This is a genomic window from Burkholderia sp. BCC1644 (genome assembly GCF_902833225.1).
Taxonomy (GTDB): domain Bacteria; phylum Pseudomonadota; class Gammaproteobacteria; order Burkholderiales; family Burkholderiaceae; genus Burkholderia.
The window spans coordinates 25,015-42,266 of sequence record NZ_CADFEI010000011.1 but is presented as its reverse complement, the minus strand read 5'-3'; the positions used below and the strand labels follow the sequence as shown (position 1 = coordinate 42,266).

Sequence of the window (17,252 nt, the reverse complement as noted above, 5' to 3'; positions counted from 1 at the left end):
ATTGGGCGGGTGTTATCGGGAAATCGTCAGCGCGCGAATGCGCCGGGTGCGTCGATCAATCGGCGGTGGGACAGTTGCGACGTCCAGTCGAAACCGGTGGCGCTCGCGTGCGTCGTGCGGGCAGGTTCGGTGCCGCGCAGTGCGTTTGCCATTGCGATCAGCGTGAGCGGATCGTCGAGCGCGTCGGTCGTGAGCGGCGGCAGGGCGCGTCGCTCGCGCGTCGCGACGGTGGCTGCGGTGTGCCGGAGCGGTGAATGTGCGGTGAGCCGCCTGACGGCCGGCGTTCGGGCCGGCGTCGTTGCCGGCTGACGACCGTCTGTCCGATGCAGCGATGCCGCGGCCGTGCGTTGCGTGTCGAACGTTGCCTGCGGGGGAAGCGGTGTTGGACGACGGGCGACGCGGTGCAGGGCCGGCTGCGATTCGGCCAATTTCGTGACGGGTGTCGCCACCGTGTGCGGCGGCGCGGTGTGCATCGGCTGAACGGGCTGAACGGGCTGAACGGGCTGAACGGGCTGAACGGGCTGAATGGGCTGAACGGGTTGAACGGGTTGTACGGGTTGTACGGGTTGTACGGCGGCGACGCGCACAGTGCCGTTGAACGAGGTAGCGTGATCCGGCACGGTGCTCGCCGTATGAATCGCATGCGTGGACCCGAAACCCGTGGGCGGCTCATGCACGGCGATCAGCCAGCCGATGATGCCGAGCGCGCCGATGCTCCAGCAGGTTGCGTACGTCGCGCGCCGGTCTCGACGGTTGCCGGCGGAGCGGCGGAAGCGCCAGCCGGTGACGGCAGGCGCGACAGGCGCCCCGGCCGACGCAGGCACCGGTTGCCAGTGACACGCGCGGTGCGGCCGGTCGACGTCGATGCAGGACGTCGTCAGCGTCGCGAGGCAGTTCCTGCTGGGCCGCGCGCCGGGCGCGCCGCGAAATTTCCATTCACGGCCGAACGGCGGGACGTTGTCGAGCGGGGCGACGCGAGGGCGGGCGAGCGCGCCTTCGACGGGGACGAGGGGCGTTGGGGTCATGAGGGCGGTGCGCCGTGCGACACGGGCAACCGTGCCGGCGCGGCGCGGAAATGTCGTCGCAAATCGTGACATTGTGGTCAGTCAGCGAAGGCCGGTCGATCAGATCAATCTGATTCTTGTGCCCGTTTCAGGGCGACTCGTACGAGGCGGATGCCGCGACCGCAACGACAGCGGCGCTACAAGGCAAATGTCGGCTTCGCGTGGCATCATGCGCGGACCATACCGGTGCACGCGTCGTTGTGCGATGCGCCGCCGGAGGGCACCGATGCCCGTGCGCGCCAGCCAGGCGCGTCGCGTATCGCCGGGTCCACGCGGCGCGAATTCGCGCCATCCGAGCTGAGCGAGAAAAACATGTCCACAGCGTCACACGCCATCGCGCAGGAATCGAAAGTCCGCACCGTGTTCCGGGTCGTCAGCGGCAACTTCCTGGAAATGTACGACTTCATGGTCTACGGGTATTACGCGTCGGCCATCGCGAAAACCTACTTCCCGAGCGGCGACGCATTCGCGTCGCTCATGCTGTCGCTGTCGGTGTTCGGCGCGGGCTTCCTGATGCGGCCGGTCGGCGCAATCGTGCTCGGCGCGTACATCGACCATCACGGCCGCCGAAAGGGGCTGATCCTGACGCTCGGGCTGATGGCGATCGGCACGCTCGCGGTGGCCGCGATACCGGGCTACGCGACGATCGGCGTGCTCGCACCGGTGCTCGTGCTGCTCGGCCGGCTGCTGCAGGGCTTCTCGGCCGGCGTCGAACTCGGCGGTGTGTCGGTCTACCTGTCGGAGATCGCGACGAAGGGGCACAAGGGGTTCTATACGTCGTGGCAGTCGGGCAGCCAGCAGGTGGCCGTCGTGTTCGCCGCGCTCGTCGGCGTGCTGCTGAACCGCGCGCTGCCGGCCGAGGAGATGACGGCGTGGGGCTGGCGCATTCCGTTCCTGATCGGCTGCCTGATCGTGCCGTTCCTGTTCCTGATCCGCCGTTCTCTGAAGGAGACCGACGAATTCCTCGCGAAGCGTCATCGCCCGACGATGGGCGAGATCATGCGCTCGATGCTCGACAACTGGGGCGTCGTGGTTGCCGGCATGGGGATGGTGATCATGACGACGGTGTCGTTCTACATGATCACCGCCTATACGCCGACCTTCGGCAAGGAAGTGCTGCACCTGTCGTCGCTCGACGCGCTGGTCGTGACCGTCTGCGTCGGTATCTCGAACCTCGTGTGGCTGCCGCTGTCCGGTGCGCTGTCCGACCGCATCGGCCGCCGGCCGGTGCTGATCGCGTTCACCGTGCTGACGCTGTTGACGGCTTACCCGGCCGTGCTGTGGCTCGTCGGCGATCCGTCGTTCCTGCGGCTGCTCGCGGTCGAGCTGTGGTTGTCGTTCCTGTACGCGTCGTACAACGGCGCAATGGTCGTCGCACTGACCGAAGTGATGCCGGCCGACGTGCGCACGGCCGGCTTCTCGCTCGCGTATAGCCTCGCGACGACGATCGGCGGCTTCACGCCCGCGATCTCGACGCTGCTGATTCACCAGACGGGCAACAAGGCGGCGCCGGGGCTGTGGCTGAGCGTGGCGGCTATCTGCGGGCTGATCGCGACGCTCGTGCTGTATCGCACGACCGAGGCGCGCAACCAGTACAAGGCGGCCTGACGGGCGCCGTTACATCGCGCCAGAACGCGCGGCACGGGCCGCGCGGATCACATTGAAAAAGGGAGCGCCGCGCGCTCCCTTTTTTTGTCTGCGTTCAGGCTTCGCGCAGTTTGCCGGCAACCGCGGCCGCGACGTCGAGCCATTCGCCCGGCGCGGGCTGGCGGGCGATCCGGGCCTGCGGATACCACGGGCAGTCGTCGCCGGTGAACCAGCGCCAGTCGGGCGCGAACGGCAGCATGACCCACAGCGGTTTGCCGAGTGCGCCCGCGAGGTGCGCGACGGCCGTGTCGATCGTGACGACGCCGTCGAGCCGCTCGATCAGTGCGGCCGTATCGGCAAAGTCGTTCAGCCGGCCGTCGAGGCGATGCACGCGCGGATGCGCGTCGACGCGCATGCGTTCGTCGTCGTCGAGGGCCGGTTGCAGCACGATCCAGTCGATGTCCGGCAGTGCGAGCAGTGGCGCGAGTGCATCGAACGGCATCGAGCGGTTTTCCTGCGCCTGCCGGCGCCCCGACCAGGCGAGGCCGAACTTGCGCTTCGATTGCCCGCCGAGCGAGCCGCGAAAGCGCCGGCGGGCGCCGTCGGGCGCGTCGAGGTAGCGCGAGCCGCCGACGATGTCGTCCGGTTGAAGCCCGAGCAGGAACGGCAGGCTCATCAGCGTGCAGGCGACCTCCGCCGCAGGCGGCCTGGCCGTGCCCTGCGCGACGAGCGTCACGCGCCAGCGTGACGCAGCCGGCGCCAGCAGCGGCACGAGTTCCGGCTGGACTTCGAGCACGACGTGCGCGCAGCGCGCGCGGGCAAGCGGCACGAAGCGGACGAACTGCAGCGTGTCGCCGAACCCCTGTTCCGCACGGATCAGCAGCGTGCGTGACGCAATCGGCTCGCCTTGCCAGCGCGGCAGCGTGCCGAGCGGTGTGGCGCCCGGCGTGTCGTGGCGCGCTTCGTATGCAGGCAGGCCGCGCGTGAAGTCGCCGAGCGTCAGCAGCGTGACCGCGCGGTGCAACCGCGCGAGCGTGAGATCGGGCGCGACGCGCAGCGCCTGGTCGAATGCGCGCAGCGCCATCTCGTGTGCGCAGAGCGCGTGATGCGCGTTGCCGAGATTCAGCCATGCGAGGCCGAACGACGGATCGAGACCGACGGCGCGCTCGTAGTAGGGCAGCGCATCGCGGTGGCGCGCCTGCGCGCACAGGGCATTCGCGAGCCCGAACAGCGCGAGCGGAAACGGCGGGTGCAGCGCGAGCGCGGTTTCGAACGCAGCTGCCGCTTCGGCATGCCGGCCGACCGCATCGAATGTATTGCCGAGATTGAAATGCGCGGCGACGAAACGCGGTTGCGCGGCGATCGCAGCCTGGAAGTGCGCGATCGCATCGTCGGCGCGGCCGGTCGCGTTCAGCGCCATCGCGAGGTTGTTGTGCGCGCCCGCATGCCCGGGGCGCAGTTCGAGCGCACGGCCGAACGCGGCGAGCGCGTCGTCGTGGCGGCCGAGCGCGTTCAGCGCGTTGCCGAGATTGTTGTGGATCGAAGCGTCATCGGGCGTGAGCCGCAGCGCGCGGCCGAACGCATCGATCGCATCGTCGTGACGCTGCAGTGCCGCATACGCGTTGCCGAGGTTGTAGTGCGCGAGCGGAAATTCGGGCGCGAGCGTCAGCGCGTTGCGAAAGCGGTCGATCGCTTCGTCGAGCCGGCCGAGCGCCTTCAGCGCGTTGCCGAGATTGAGCTGCAGCGCGGCATCGTCCGGGCGCAGCGCGACCGCGCGGCCGACGAGATCGGCTGCTTCGGCATGCTGGCCCTGCTGGTGCCGCAGCACGCCGAACAGGTGCAGCGCGTCGGCGTCGGCGGGGTTGGCGGCGAGCGCGTTGCGATAGCCGTGCTCGGCCTCGGCGAGGCGGCCCGCGCGGTGTGCGGCATATGCCCGGTCGAATACGGAATCCATGACGCGAAAACTGACGGAAAGCCGGTATTTTCCCACACCGCGAGCCGCGGCCGCGCTTCGGCCGGTCGGCATATGGCCCCGTCACGCCGAGCGGCGTAGACTTGCAGGGTCGCGGAGGTTCTCATGGCTGACACACTGCCCGATATCCCGCCCGTGCTGATCGTCGGCGCGGGGCCGACCGGTCTTGCCGCGGCGATGAGCCTCGCGCGGGCCCGCGTGCCGGTGCGCATCATCGATCGCCTCGCGGTGCCCGCGCCGTATTCGCGCGCGATCGGCATCCAGGCGCGCACGCTCGAACTGCTGGAGCAGCATCGCACGGTCGAGCCGTTTCTCGCGCTCGGTCATCGTGCACATGCGGCCGCGCTGCACGCCGACGGCCGCGTGATCGCGCGGCTCGATTTCGATCCGCTGCAAACGCGCTATCCCTATCTGCTGTTTCTCGACCAGAGCATCACCGAGCGCCTGCTGGCCGAACACCTGGCGCGGCTCGGCGTGACGGTCGAGCGCGGCGCGACGCTGACCGCGTGCGACGCGGGCGGCACGTCGCTCGACGTGTCGATCCGCCGCGCGGACGGCCGCGACGAGTCGTTCGCGCCGTCGTACCTGATCGCGGCAGACGGCGCGCACAGCACGGTCAGGCATCTGCTCGGCCTGGGCTTTGCCGGGCAGGCATTCGAACAGACGTTCCTGCTGGCCGATTTCGCGGCGATACCCGACTGGCCTGACGAAGAGATCCACCTGTTCACGTCGCCCGAAGGCATGGCCGGCCTGTTTCCGATGGGCGACGGCCGTTACCGGCTCGTGGCCGACCGTCCGCCCGGCAGCGACGCGTCGTCCGATGCGCCGACGCCGACGCTCGCGGAGTGCGACGCGATCGTGCGCAAACGTGCCGGCGTGTCGATCTCGCCGAGCGATCTCGCGTGGTCATCCTATTTTCACCTGCATAGCCGGATGGTCGACCGGTTGCGTCACGGGCGCGTGTTTTTCGCGGGCGACGCCGCGCACGTCCACAGCCCGGCCGGCGCGCAGGGCATGAACACCGGCATCCAGGAAGCGTTCAATCTCGGCTGGAAGCTCGCGCGCGTGCTTGGCGCCGGCACGCCCGAGCGGCTGCTCGACACGTACCACGCGGAACGCCATCCGATCGAGCGCGACGTGTTGCGGCAGACCGGTTTCGTCACGCAGATGGTCGAAGCCGAGCGCGGCGCGATGAGGCTGCTGCGCGATCATGTCGTGCCGCTGCTGGCGTCGTTCGGGCCGATGCGCGACGCGGTGCGGCGCACGGTCAGCGAGCTTGGCGTGCAGTACCGGAAGAGTCCGCTCACGCTCGAACGCGTGCTCGACGGCGGGCCGCGCGCAGGCGAGCGGGCGCCCGATGCACTCGTCCATGTGCTCGACGGGCCGCTCGGCCGCGCGCCGGGAACGGCGCGGCTATACGATCTTCACGATCCGGCGAGCTTCGCGCTGTTGCTGCTGGAAGAGCCGGTGAATGAAGATGCCGGCGGCGCACCGGCCATCGCGGCCGATGCGCAGGCGCTCGTGCAGGGGCTCGAGCGGATCATGCCGGATGCGGTGCGCGTGTGGCGCGTCACCGATACCGCCGGCGACGGGGCCGCCGGGCTGGCGCAGGAATACGGCCGCTCGCGGCCGTCGTTCTACCTGCTGCGGCCCGACGGTTATGTTGCCGCGCGCGGGCGCACGGCAACCGACGCGAACGCGCTGCTGCGCCACTGCGAAACCTGGTTCGCGGGCATGACGCAGTCCGCGTAGCGGTGCGGTCAGGCGCTCGCGGCGGCGGGCACGAGCGATGCGCGGTGCGCGGCGATCGCGTCGCGCACGATCGGTGCCGCGCGTTGTGCGCCTTCGCTCGACGGATCGTCGAGCGCGGCGAGAAACGCACGGCGCATCCGCGGTTCCCAGAAGCGCCGGATATGGTCGGCGATGCCGGCCAGCGCTTCGTCGCGATCGGGCATCGATTCGAAGAATGCGCCGATCTGGTTGGCCATGTCGATCAGGTGTTCTTGGTCCATCGCAGCCTCACTTGCCTGTCGTCACGGTGTCGGGCGTGGCCGCGCGGCGCTCGAGCAGGTCGATCTGCTCCGCGTTGAAGCGCGCGTACGCGCGCTGCCAGTCGGACGGTTGCGCAACCGGCAGCACCTGCACCGCCGTCACCTTGTATTCCGGGCAGTTCGTCGCCCAGTCGGAGCTGTCGGTCGTGATCACGTTCGCGCCCGATTCGGGGAAGTGGAACGTCGTGTACACGACACCCGGCTGCATGCGCTCCGTCACGAGCGCGCGCAGCACCGTGTGCCCGGCGCGCGATTCGATGCCGACCCAGTCGTCGTTCCGGATCCCGCGATCCTGCGCGTCGTGCGGATGGATCTCGAGACGGTCCTCTTCGTGCCACCGGACATTTTCGGTCCGGCGCGTCTGCGCGCCGACGTTGTATTGCGACAGGATGCGGCCCGTCGTCAGGATCAGCGGATAACGCTGAGTGACCTTTTCCGGCGTCGGAATGAACTTGGTGATCACGAACCGGCCCTTGCCGCGCACGAACGCGTCGATGTGCATCGTCGGCGTGCCTTCCGGCGCGTGTTCGTTGCACGGCCACTGGATGCTGCCGAGCGCGTCGAGCTTCTCGTACGACACGCCCGAGAAGGTCGGCGTGAGCCGCGCGATCTCGTCCATGATTTCCGACGGATGCGTGTAGTGCATGTCGTAGCCGAGCGCCTGCGACAGCAGCAGCGTCACTTCCCAGTCCGCATAGCCCGCGAGCGGCGGCATCACCTTGCGCACGCGCGAGATGCGGCGCTCGGCGTTCGTGAACGTGCCGTCCTTCTCGAGGAACGTCGAGCCCGGCAGCAGCACGTGTGCGTATTTCGCGGTCTCGTTCAGGAAGATGTCCTGCACGACGATGCATTCCATCGCCGACAGCGCGGCCGATACGTGCTGCGTGTTCGGGTCCGACTGGACGATGTCCTCGCCCTGGCAGTAGAGCCCCTTGAAGCTGCCGTCGAGCGCGGCATCGAACATGTTCGGGATGCGCAGCCCCGGTTCCGGTTGCAGTGTGGCCGACCAAGCCTGCTCGAACTGCGTGCGCACGACCTCGTCGCTGATGTGCCGGTAGCCGGGCAGTTCGTGCGGGAACGAGCCCATGTCGCACGAGCCCTGCACGTTGTTCTGGCCGCGCAGCGGATTGACGCCGACGCCTTCGCGGCCGATGTTGCCGGTCGCCATCGCGAGGTTCGCGATGCCCATTACCGTCGTCGAGCCCTGCGCGTGTTCGGTGACGCCCAGCCCGTAATAGATCGCGGCATTGCCGCCGGTCGCATAGAGACGCGCGGCCTCGCGCACGCGTTCGGCCGGCACGCCGGTCACGTCGGCGGTCGCCTCCGGCGAATTCTCCTCGCGCGACACGAATTCGCGCCATTGCTCGAATGCGCGCGTGTCGCAGCGCTCGGCGACGAATGCGTCGGCTACGAGCCCTTCGGTGACGATCACGTGCGCGAGCGCGTTGACGATCGCGACGTTGGTGCCGGGACGCAGTTGCAGGTGATGCGCGGCCTTCACGTGCGGGCCGTCGACGACGTCGATGCGGCGCGGATCGATCACGATCAGCTTCGCGCCTTCGCGCACGCGGCGTTTCATCCGCGAGCCGAACACCGGATGGCCGTCGGTCGGATTCGCGCCCATCACGACGATCACGTCGGCCTGGCCGACCGACGCGAACGTCTGCGTGCCGGCCGATTCGCCGAGCGTCGTCTTCAGGCCATAGCCGGTCGGCGAATGGCACACACGTGCGCAGGTATCGACGTTGTTGTTGCCGAACGCGGCGCGCACGAGCTTCTGCACGAGATAGGTTTCCTCGTTCGTGCAACGCGACGACGTGATGCCGCCGATCGAATCGCGACCGTACTTCTGCTGCAGCTTGCGGAATTGCGTTGCCGCGTAGGTGAGCGCTTCGTCCCAGCTGACTTCGCGCCACGGGTCGGTGATCTTCTCGCGGATCATCGGCTTCGTGATGCGGTCCTTGTGCGTCGCGTAGCCCCAGGCGAAGCGTCCCTTCACGCACGCGTGACCTTCGTTCGCGAGGCCGTTCTTGTGCGGCGTCATGCGCACGACCTGCGTGCCCTTCATCTCGGCCTTGAACGAGCAGCCGACACCGCAGTACGCGCAGGTCGTGACCACGGAGTGTTCGGCCTGCCCGAGCTGCACGACGGATTTTTCCTGCAGCGTGGCCGTCGGACATGCTGCGACGCACGCGCCGCACGACACGCATTCCGACGCCATGAACGATTCGCTTTCGCCCGCGGCCACACGCGATTCGAAGCCGCGCGCGGCGATCGTCAGCGCGAACGTGCCCTGCGTTTCCTCGCACGCACGGACGCAGCGGTTGCAGACGATGCACTTCGACGGGTCGTACGTGAAGTACGGGTTCGATTCGTCCTTGCAGTCTTTCAGGTGATTCGCGCCGTCGAAGCCGTAGCGCACTTCACGCAGCCCGACGACGCCCGCCATGTCCTGCAGCTCGCAGTCGCCGTTGGCGGGGCAGGTGAGGCAGTCGAGCGGGTGGTCGGAGATGTACAGCTCCATCACGTTGCGGCGCAGCGACTGCAGCCGGTCCGACTGCGTGCGCACCTTCATGCCGGCTTCGGCAGGTGTCGTACACGACGCCGGATAACCGCGCCGGCCTTCGATCTCGACGAGGCACAGCCGGCACGAGCCGAACGGCTCGAGCGAATCGGTTGCGCAGAGTTTCGGGACGTTGACGCCGGCTTCGATCGCCGCGCGCATCACCGACGTGCCGGCCGGTACCGTCACCGGCTGGCCGTCGATTTCGAGCGTGACGTCGGTATCGGCATGCCGTTGCGGCGTGCCGTAATCGGTATCGTCGAACGGGTCGCGCTCGCGCGCCTGTGCGGCGCTCTTGCACGCGCATTGGCCCGAGCCGCAGCCGCCTTGGCGGACGTTGTTCGTGTCGAGGGACATGCAGGGCTCCTTCTGGGTCAGGCCGCAGCCTTGACCGGGCCCGACGCGGCATCCTTGCCGGCAGCGAGCCCGAAATCTTCGGGGAAATGGTCGAGTGCGGACAGCACCGGGTACGGCGTCATGCCGCCCATCGCGCACAGCGAGCCGGCCAGCATCGTGTCGCACAGGTCGCGCAGCAGCGTGACCTGGCGCTCCGACGTGTCGCCGTCGCGGATGCGTGCGATCGTCTCGACGCCGCGCGTCGAGCCGATCCGGCACGGCGTGCACTTGCCGCACGATTCGATCGCGCAGAACTTCATCGCGTATTCGGCCAGCTCGGCGAGGTTCGACGTGTCGTCGTGCAGCACGATCCCGCCATGGCCGACGACCGCGCCGATCGCCGTATACGCCTCGTAGTCGAGCGGCACGTCCCACTGATGGTCGGGCAGGTAGGTGCCGAGCGGGCCGCCGACCTGCGCGGCGCGAGCGGGCCGGCCGCTGGCCGTGCCGCCGCCGAAATCGAACAGCAGTTCGCGCAGCGTGACGCCGAACGCGAGTTCGACGAGGCCGCCTTGACGGATGTTGCCCGCGAGCTGGAACGGCAGCGTGCCGCGCGAGCGGCCCATCCCGTAGTCGCGATAGAACGCCGCGCCGCGCGCGAAGATCACGGGCGCCGTCGCGAGCGTGATCACGTTGTTGATGACGGTCGGCTGGCCGAACAGGCCGGCGAGCGCGGGCAGCGGCGGCTTCGCGCGCACGACGCCACGCTTGCCCTCGAGCGATTCGAGCAGCGCCGTTTCCTCGCCGCACACGTACGAGCCCGCGCCTTTCGCGACGTGCAGCTCGAACGCGTGCGCGGAGCCGAGTACGTGGTCGCCGAGCCAGCCGGCTTCGCGGGCGCGGACGATCGCGGCTTCAAGCGTGGCGATCGCGTGCGGGTATTCGCTGCGCACGTAGATGTAGCCGATCGTCGCGCCTGTCGCGATGCCGGCGATGATCATCCCTTCGATCAGGCAGTACGGATCGCATTCCATGAGCAGGCGGTCGGAGAACGTGCCCGAATCGCCTTCGTCCGCGTTGCAGACGATGTACTTCTGCGTGGCGCGCGCGTTCCGCACGGTGCGCCACTTGATGCCGGCCGGGAACGCCGCGCCGCCGCGGCCGCGCAGCCCCGATTCGAGCAGCGTCTCGCATGCGGCATCGCCGTCGAGCGCGAGTGCGTTCTTCAGGCCCGCGAGGCCTTCGTGCTGCAGGTAGTCGTCGATCGACAGCGGATCGGTCAGGCCGATCCGCGCGAACGTGAGGCGTTGCTGGCGCGCAAGATAGGGCAGCGCATCGACGAGGCCGACGGCGCTCGGGTGCGTGCCGCCGTCGAGCCAGCTGGCGTCGAACAGGGAAGGCACGTCGGCGGCCGACAGGTTCGCGTAGCCGACGCGGCCCGCGGCCGTGCCGACCTCGACGAGCGGCTCGAGCCACAGCAGCCCGCGCGAGCCGTTGCGGACCAGTTCGATCGCGACGCCGCGCCGTTCGGCTTCGGCGACGATCGCGGCTGCGAGCGCGTCGGCGCCGAGCGCCAGCGCGGATGAGTCGCGCGGAACGTAGATGCGGGTCGTCATGCGGCCTCCGGCGTGTGGGCGACCGCGTCGGCGAGCAACGCGTCGAACTTCGCCGGCGTGACCTTCGCGTGCAGCACGCCGTTGACCGTCAGCGACGGCGACTGCGCACACAGGCCGAGGCAGTACACCGATTCGAGCGCGATGGCGTCCGGCGCGTGCGCAGCCGCGGTTTCGCCGTGTGCTGCATCGAACCGGCAGCCCGTGCGCGCTTCCGCGTGTGCGGCCAGCGTTTCGCAGCCCATGCTGCGGCACGCTTCGGCGCGGCACATCTGGATCGTCACACGCGCGGGCGGCGCGGTGCGGAAGTGGTGGTAATAGGTCAGTACGCCGTGCACTTCCGCGCGCGACAGGTTGAGTGCCTTGGCGAGCGGCGCGACGCAGCCCGGCGGCACGTAGCCGGCGTCGTCCTGGATCGCGTGCAGGATCGCGACGAGCGACCGGCCGGCGCGCGCATGACGCTCGACCAGCGCGTCGGGCGCAGGGGAATTCGGGGACATCGGTTATGCTCCTCCAAAGTCTCATATGCGCTCGAAATTCATATAGTGCGCACCGTGACTTCGTTTAGATTGATTTTGACCAACGATAAGCGGAAGATTTCGCGGTCGCAATAGGAAATCGGAGTGCATAATTGATTCGAATCGAATGCGACGCGTATCTGACCGTACGCGACACGGAAGGCCGGTCGGCCAGCCTGTCGGACGTTGCGCCGTTACTGGAACTCGTGGCCGACACGGGCAGCATTGCGCAGGCGGCGCAAGCCAAAGGACTGTCGTACCGGCACGCTTGGGGCCTGCTCCGCGCGCTGGAGGCATGCATCGGCGGTGAGCTGATCGAAACGGCACGCGGCAAGGGATCGACGTTGTCGGCGCTCGGGCAGGCGGTCGTCGATGCGCAGCGCCTCGCGCGCAGCCGGCTCGACGGGAATTTGCGCACGCTCGCGGCCGAAGTGGCGAGCGACCTGAACCGGCGGCTCGCGCAGCGCGACGGCGCCGTGCGCATCCACGCGTCGCACGGCTACGCGGTCGCGACGCTCGTCTCCGCACTCGTCGATGTGCAGGCCGCCGTCGACATCAAGTATCGCGAGAGCGTCGAAGCCGTACAGGCACTCGCGCGCGGCGAATGCGACCTGGCCGGCTTTCACCTGCCGCGCGGCGCGTTTCGCGCGCAGTGCGCGCAGATCTACCGGCCGTGGCTCGACGACACGCGCCATGTGCTGATCCACCTGACGCGCCGCCAGCAGGGGTTGTTCGTGCCACGCGGCAACCCGAAGCAGGTCCGCGGGCTCGCGGATCTCGCGCGCAACGACATCCGCTTCGTCAACCGGCAGCCCGGGTCGGGCACGCGCATGCTGCTGGACCTCGCGCTGCGCGCGATCGGCATCGATCCGGAGCGCATCGACGGCTATGCATCGGCCGAGCTCACGCATTCGGCGATCGCGGCGTTCGTCGCGAGCGGGATGGCCGATCTCGGCTTCGGCGTCGAGCCGGCCGCCCATCATTTCGGGCTCGATTTCATCCCGGTCGTCGACGAGGACTATTACTTCGCGTGCGAACGCGCGCGGCTCGACGCGCGGCCGCTCGCCGGCGTGCTGGCGCTGCTGCGCGACGCACGTTTCGTCGAGCGCGTCGCGCATCTGGACGGCTACGATCCGGCCGCGTGCGGCACGCTGACGAGCGTTGCGACCGGGCTGGCCGGCGGCGACGGCACGCATGCGCAGGACGGCAACTCCCGGTAACGGGGACACGATCGAGCCGCGCTGCAGCAGTAGGGGATTTGCGCTACGCTTGCCGCTTGATCAACGTTCCAACAAGCACGCCGTTCAGGCGTCATTCCGCCATGAAATTTTCCGTTTCCCTCGCCGCGGCAGCGTTGACCGCGGGGCTGCTGGTCGTCGCTTCGCCGTTTGCGCTCGCGCAGAATTCCCCAGGTGTGCCGGGCGGCATCCTGAGCGAGCAGTTTCGTTTGAACGAACATCCGCAGATGCCTTTCGCGGCGTCGGCGCCGTCGCAGAAATACCAGGGCAGCAAGAAGTCGGCGTTGCGCCGCAAGGGCGACCTCGGCGATCCGAACGGCTGCAACCTGAAGTGCCCGATGGATACGCAGTAATGCGCTGACTGGCGCGTTTGCGCCCGGGGTGGGGCGCCGTGCTTTCGCACAGCGCCAAGTCACCTGACCGACAGGCGTACGAGCGCCGTCCCCGGATCTGACCATGTTCGAGCCCCGCGAAGCGTTGCCGCTTCGCGGGGCTCGTGCTTTTCGGCGAGGCTGCATGCAATGGGTTGCCGGACGAAGCCGCCGTTTGCACGCGTCGCCGCCGTGGCAACTGATCTAGGGTTAACCCGTAATCCAGGAAGGATGTCTTCCAGAAACCTGCCTTATTCTTAAGCATCCGCCTACATAAACTTCGGTTTGTCAGCGATGAACAAGGTGTTCACCGCGAACACAGACAAATCTGGAGGTAGGTCATCATGAAGTCGCTCGTTCAAGCTGTTGTCGTTGCCGCCGCTCTCGTTGCCCCGGTCGTGTCGTTCGCCCAGCCGGGCTCGACGATCACCCGCGCGCAGGTCCGTGCCGAACTGGTCCAGCTCCAGCAGGCCGGTTACAACTCCGCCCGCGGCGAAGATCCGCACTATCCGGAAGCGATCCAGGCCGCCACGGCCCGTGTTGCAGAGCAGCAGCGTGCGCTGGCGCAAGCGCAAGGCGCCGACGCCAGCGGTTACGGTGCACAGGCTCAGGGCGCATCGGCGTCGGGTTCGCGCGCGATGGGCGTGCGTCCGGCCAGCGCTGAAGAAATGAAGTCGCTGTATCGCGGCAGCTAAGTCGCGCATCGCTCGGCGTGCGTGAGCGCCGGGTGCGACGACGCGTCGTGCCCGACGCTGCGGTAGCCGGGCAGGCCGCGGTCAGGCGCGGCCAATCGCTGCGCGGGCGCGGCCGACCATCCGTCACCTCCTGCCGCCGGAGCACCGGTGGCATTCCGCCCGGCCGCCCGTCCGTGGCTGGGCGCTTTTTCGGCAGGAGAGGGGTGCATGCGTTTCGCCGGCAACAAAAAACCCCGCAGACTTGCGTCATGCGGGGTTCGTGCGACGAGCGCGGAATTTGGTGGAGGCGGCGGGAATCGAACCCGCGTCCAGAAGCGCTCCACGACTAGTTCTACATGTTTAGTCCAGTCTTTTGATTTAACCGCAGCGACGCGGACGAACACGCTGCACTACGGCGATTCGCTAGGTTTTCGACCCTGGCGTCGCGACGCCGACAGGGCTTAACTGACGTAAATGACCTCTGGCGGTATTGCTACCGGTCTTGCGACACTAGCCCGTCAGTGAACTAGGCAGAGGACGGCGGCCGTTAGGCTGCCAGTGCGAACGTATCGTCGTTTGCAGTTACGATTTTCCCATTGATTAACGAGGTGACGGGTCCTCGACATGCCCTAGCCGCTTCACAACCCCTGTCGAAACCAGGTCGCCCCCGCGGATAAGATCAAACATTATAGCCCAACATCGCGCAACAGTTCGCGCAGTTCCTGCGTCGTATCGACGAGATGCTGCGCCTGCCAGTCGGCCGGTGCGACGCCGTCGCCGCAATAACCGTACGCGGCGGCGACCGTCGCCATGCCGGCAGCGCTGCCGGCCTGAATGTCGCGCAGGTCGTCGCCGACGTAGACGATGCGCACGGGCGCGAGCGTCAACTGGTCGGCTGCGTGCAGCAGCGGGGCCGGGTGCGGCTTCGGGTGCGGCGTTGTGTCGCCCCCGACGACGCAGGCGGCGCGCGGCGCGAGGCCGAGCAGGTCGACGAGCGGCGCCGTGAGTCGCATCGCCTTGTTCGTGACGATGCCCCAGCGCACGCCGCGCGCGTCGAGTTCGTCGAGCACGTCACCGATGCCGGGGAACAGCACCGTATGCACGCAGAGATCCGTCGCGTAGTTGGTCAGGAACTCGTCTCGCATCGCTTCATAGCCGGGCGTGTGCGGATCGATGCCGAACGCGCCGCCGAGCAGGCCGCGCGCGCCGGCCGAAGCCAGCGGCCGCAACACGTCGAGCGACGTTTCGGGCAGGCCGCGCTCGCGCTGCATCTTGTTGACGGCCGCCGCGAGATCGGGCGCCGTATCGGCAAGCGTGCCGTCAAGGTCGAACAGCACGGCATCGCAGTGCAGCAGGCGCGGTTCGTCTGCAGCCCGCGCGGTCGAGAGGGGAGTCGTCATGCCGGTAGGAAGGTCACGCGGCGCGGCGGCACGCGATGAGGTAGTTGATGTCGGTGTCGTTCGACAGCGCGAAGCGCTTGCCGATCGGGTGGTACGTGATGCCCTTGATCTCCACGATGTGCAGATCGGTCGCGCGCACGAAGCCGGCGAGTTCCGACGGGCGGATGAAGCGCGCGTAGTCGTGCGTGCCCTTCGGCAGCATCTGCGCGATGTACTCCGCGCCGATCACCGCGAACAGGTAGGACTTCAGGTTGCGGTTCAGCGTCGAGAAGAACACCCAGCCGCCCGGTTTCACGAGCGTCGCGCATGCGGCGACGACATCGCCGGGCGACGGCACGTGCTCGAGCATCTCCATGCACGTGACGACGTCGTAGGTGCCCGGTTCGCGCGCGGCGATTGCTTCGGCGGCGATGGCCTCGTAGTCGACCGTGATGCCGCTTTCGAGGCTGTGCAGGTCGGCGACGCCAAGTGCTTCGGTCGACAGGTCGATGCCCTTCACGTGGGCGCCGAGTCCGGCCATCGATTCGGACAGGATGCCGCCGCCGCAGCCGATGTCGAGTGCGCGCTTGCCGGCCAGGTGCGCATGCGCATCGATCCAGCCGAGCCGGACCGGGTTCAGGTCGTGCAGCGGCTTGAATTCGGCATTCGGATCCCACCACAGGTGGGCGAGGTCGCTGAATTTCTGGAGTTCGTGCGGATCGGCGTTGGTCATGTCGGCAAACGGGCTACGGAAGGAGGGCGGTGCTGCGGTTCGTCAGACCCGAGTATATAAGAAGCGGACGAGCGGCGAAGCGGCGAGCGCCCGGACGGGCATCAAAGAAAAAGCCCCGCCGGAGCGGGGCTTTGAAGCAGTCGAAAACCGCGGCTTAGTTTGCCGGAACGGTCGTCTTCTGGACTTCTTGCGTACCAACCACTTCGACTTCCACGCGGCGGTCCGGTGCGAGGCAGGCGATGAGTTGCTTGCGGTTCTTCTGGTTGCAGCCAGTCGTAACCGGGTTGCGCTTGCCCTTGCCTTCCGTGTAGATCTTGTTGGCCGGCACACCCTTGGTGACCAGGTACGACTTCACGGCTTGCGCACGGCGCAGCGACAGACGGTCGTTGTACTTGTCCGAACCGATACGGTCCGTGTAGCCCGTTGCAACGACGACTTCCGTGTTCATGCCTTCGATCTTCGAAGCCAGTTCGTCCAGCTTCTGCTTGCCCAGCGGCTTGAGCGTTGCCTTGTCGAAGTCGAACAGTGCGTCAGCTTGATACGTGATCTTCTGGCTCGTGATGGCCGGAGCGACCGGAGCGACCGGCGGCTGCGGTGCCTGGGCGACCAGTGCGCCATCGCACTTCGCGTTGGCGGTGGCCGGCGTCCAGAATGCATCGCGCCAGCAGAGCTCGTTCGTGCCGTTCATCCACACCCATTCGCCCGTGCCGTTCACCCAGTTGTCATTGACGGCTTGACGCGACGCCGGCACCGACTGTGCCGAAGCGGATGCAGCCATAACTGCGGTAGCTGCAATGAACGCGAGCTTTGAAAGTTTATTCATATTTCTCCTCTCGAAATTGAGATTACCGCAGGTTTACTGCGAGCCTGTTGACGGTGACAAGTCATACATTGCTCGAAGTATAACATTGGTGCGGTACAAAAAACGCGGCACCGCTCTGTGTAGACTTTAGACTTCGAGCAGCGTCTAACCCTCAGTGCGTTGGCATTTTGCCATATCGTTCCCTTCCTACGAAAAAAAATCCTCCCCACCCTAAGATCGCTTCAACTTTGTGGTGCATGCGCAACACCGGCCTGCCGCAACTTTTAGAGATTGTCAAGAGTGTGTCGGCGAAATTGCGCGAATGTGTGCAGTTGTTTACTCGTGCGCGTG

At 67.5% G+C, this 17,252-nt stretch carries 14 protein-coding genes and 1 other RNA gene; 5 read left to right on the top strand and 10 right to left on the bottom strand.

Features of this window, described 5'->3' with window-relative positions:
• Positions 1-26 precede the first annotated feature (26 nt).
• The gene (locus HWX87_RS22095) at positions 27-1,025 is read right to left on the bottom strand and encodes a hypothetical protein (RefSeq protein ID WP_176049280.1); all 999 of its coding nucleotides are present in this window, start codon (positions 1,023-1,025) and stop codon (positions 27-29) included.
• A gap of 351 nt (positions 1,026-1,376) precedes the next feature.
• Here HWX87_RS22095 and HWX87_RS22090 point away from each other — a divergent pair, with 351 nt between their 5' ends.
• On the top strand, positions 1,377-2,672 hold the full coding sequence (locus tag HWX87_RS22090; protein ID WP_176049279.1) for an MFS transporter: 1,296 nt from the start codon (positions 1,377-1,379) through the stop codon (positions 2,670-2,672).
• A gap of 94 nt (positions 2,673-2,766) precedes the next feature.
• Here HWX87_RS22090 and HWX87_RS22085 read toward each other — a convergent pair whose 3' ends face one another.
• Positions 2,767-4,677: a tetratricopeptide repeat protein gene (locus HWX87_RS22085; protein ID WP_176049278.1), complete on the bottom strand. Its 1,911-nt coding sequence runs from the start codon at positions 4,675-4,677 to the stop codon at positions 2,767-2,769.
• 51 nt (positions 4,678-4,728) lie between these two features.
• Between HWX87_RS22085 and HWX87_RS22080 the strand changes: the two genes are divergently transcribed.
• Complete coding sequence (locus HWX87_RS22080) at positions 4,729-6,375, top strand: FAD-dependent monooxygenase (RefSeq protein WP_176049277.1); 1,647 nt, start codon at positions 4,729-4,731, stop codon at positions 6,373-6,375.
• A gap of 8 nt (positions 6,376-6,383) precedes the next feature.
• On the opposite strand, the gene HWX87_RS22075 is transcribed toward HWX87_RS22080, so the two are convergent.
• From HWX87_RS22075 to HWX87_RS22060, 4 genes are read right to left on the bottom strand one after another with little or no spacing between them, the layout of a single operon-like run.
• Positions 6,384-6,635, bottom strand: coding sequence for a formate dehydrogenase subunit delta (locus HWX87_RS22075; protein ID WP_176049276.1), 252 nt, complete (start codon positions 6,633-6,635; stop codon positions 6,384-6,386).
• Between the two features lie 7 nt (positions 6,636-6,642).
• On the bottom strand, positions 6,643-9,594 hold the full coding sequence (gene fdhF, locus HWX87_RS22070; RefSeq protein ID WP_176049275.1) for a formate dehydrogenase subunit alpha: 2,952 nt from the start codon (positions 9,592-9,594) through the stop codon (positions 6,643-6,645).
• A gap of 17 nt (positions 9,595-9,611) precedes the next feature.
• On the bottom strand, positions 9,612-11,189 hold the full coding sequence (locus HWX87_RS22065; RefSeq protein WP_176049274.1) for a formate dehydrogenase beta subunit: 1,578 nt from the start codon (positions 11,187-11,189) through the stop codon (positions 9,612-9,614).
• Positions 11,186-11,686, bottom strand: coding sequence for an NAD(P)H-dependent oxidoreductase subunit E (locus HWX87_RS22060; RefSeq protein WP_176049273.1), 501 nt, complete (start codon positions 11,684-11,686; stop codon positions 11,186-11,188). Before HWX87_RS22060 ends, HWX87_RS22065 begins: the two co-directional genes overlap by 4 nt.
• Positions 11,687-11,817: 131 nt before the next feature.
• Here HWX87_RS22060 and HWX87_RS22055 point away from each other — a divergent pair, with 131 nt between their 5' ends.
• The 3 genes from HWX87_RS22055 (at position 11,818) to HWX87_RS22045 (ending at position 14,008) form a co-directional block, all read left to right on the top strand.
• Complete coding sequence (locus HWX87_RS22055; RefSeq protein WP_176049272.1) at positions 11,818-12,924, top strand: substrate-binding domain-containing protein; 1,107 nt, start codon at positions 11,818-11,820, stop codon at positions 12,922-12,924.
• 101 nt (positions 12,925-13,025) lie between these two features.
• Positions 13,026-13,295 carry a hypothetical protein gene (locus tag HWX87_RS22050; protein ID WP_176049271.1) on the top strand — a complete coding sequence of 90 codons (270 nt, stop codon included), beginning with the start codon at positions 13,026-13,028 and terminating at the stop codon, positions 13,293-13,295.
• A gap of 362 nt (positions 13,296-13,657) precedes the next feature.
• The gene (locus HWX87_RS22045) at positions 13,658-14,008 is read left to right on the top strand and encodes a DUF4148 domain-containing protein (RefSeq protein ID WP_124448913.1); all 351 of its coding nucleotides are present in this window, start codon (positions 13,658-13,660) and stop codon (positions 14,006-14,008) included.
• A gap of 278 nt (positions 14,009-14,286) precedes the next feature.
• Here HWX87_RS22045 and ssrA read toward each other — a convergent pair.
• From ssrA to ompA, 4 genes are all read right to left on the bottom strand, one after another.
• Positions 14,287-14,656, bottom strand: a transfer-messenger RNA (tmRNA) gene (ssrA, locus tag HWX87_RS22040).
• A 17-nt stretch (positions 14,657-14,673) separates the two neighbouring features.
• Positions 14,674-15,387, bottom strand: coding sequence for a phosphoglycolate phosphatase (gene gph, locus HWX87_RS22035; protein ID WP_176049270.1), 714 nt, complete (start codon positions 15,385-15,387; stop codon positions 14,674-14,676).
• 13 nt (positions 15,388-15,400) lie between these two features.
• Positions 15,401-16,099, bottom strand: a complete 699-nt coding sequence (ubiG, locus tag HWX87_RS22030) for a bifunctional 2-polyprenyl-6-hydroxyphenol methylase/3-demethylubiquinol 3-O-methyltransferase UbiG (protein ID WP_176049269.1) — start codon at positions 16,097-16,099, stop codon at positions 15,401-15,403.
• 154 nt (positions 16,100-16,253) lie between these two features.
• Positions 16,254-16,922, bottom strand: a complete 669-nt coding sequence (ompA, locus tag HWX87_RS22025) for an outer membrane protein OmpA (protein WP_176049268.1) — start codon at positions 16,920-16,922, stop codon at positions 16,254-16,256.
• Positions 16,923-17,252 lie beyond the last annotated feature (330 nt).

What these genes read in the sequence shown, in the direction of transcription:
- HWX87_RS22095 (WP_176049280.1), bottom strand. Translation starts at nt 1,025, where the DNA reads ATGACCCCAACGCCCCTCGTCCCCGTCGAAGGCGCGCTCGCCCGCCCT.
- HWX87_RS22090 (WP_176049279.1), top strand. Translation starts at nt 1,377, where the DNA reads ATGTCCACAGCGTCACACGCCATCGCGCAGGAATCGAAAGTCCGCACC.
- HWX87_RS22085 (WP_176049278.1), bottom strand. Translation starts at nt 4,677, where the DNA reads ATGCCGACCGGCCGAAGCGCGGCCGCGGCTCGCGGTGTGGGAAAATAC.
- HWX87_RS22080 (WP_176049277.1), top strand. Translation starts at nt 4,729, where the DNA reads ATGGCTGACACACTGCCCGATATCCCGCCCGTGCTGATCGTCGGCGCG.
- HWX87_RS22075 (WP_176049276.1), bottom strand. Translation starts at nt 6,635, where the DNA reads ATGGACCAAGAACACCTGATCGACATGGCCAACCAGATCGGCGCATTC.
- fdhF (WP_176049275.1), bottom strand. Translation starts at nt 9,594, where the DNA reads ATGTCCCTCGACACGAACAACGTCCGCCAAGGCGGCTGCGGCTCGGGC.
- HWX87_RS22065 (WP_176049274.1), bottom strand. Translation starts at nt 11,189, where the DNA reads ATGACGACCCGCATCTACGTTCCGCGCGACTCATCCGCGCTGGCGCTC.
- HWX87_RS22060 (WP_176049273.1), bottom strand. Translation starts at nt 11,686, where the DNA reads ATGTCCCCGAATTCCCCTGCGCCCGACGCGCTGGTCGAGCGTCATGCG.
- HWX87_RS22050 (WP_176049271.1), top strand. Translation starts at nt 13,026, where the DNA reads ATGAAATTTTCCGTTTCCCTCGCCGCGGCAGCGTTGACCGCGGGGCTG.
- HWX87_RS22045 (WP_124448913.1), top strand. Translation starts at nt 13,658, where the DNA reads ATGAAGTCGCTCGTTCAAGCTGTTGTCGTTGCCGCCGCTCTCGTTGCC.
- gph (WP_176049270.1), bottom strand. Translation starts at nt 15,387, where the DNA reads ATGACGACTCCCCTCTCGACCGCGCGGGCTGCAGACGAACCGCGCCTG.
- ubiG (WP_176049269.1), bottom strand. Translation starts at nt 16,099, where the DNA reads ATGACCAACGCCGATCCGCACGAACTCCAGAAATTCAGCGACCTCGCC.
- ompA (WP_176049268.1), bottom strand. Translation starts at nt 16,922, where the DNA reads ATGAATAAACTTTCAAAGCTCGCGTTCATTGCAGCTACCGCAGTTATG.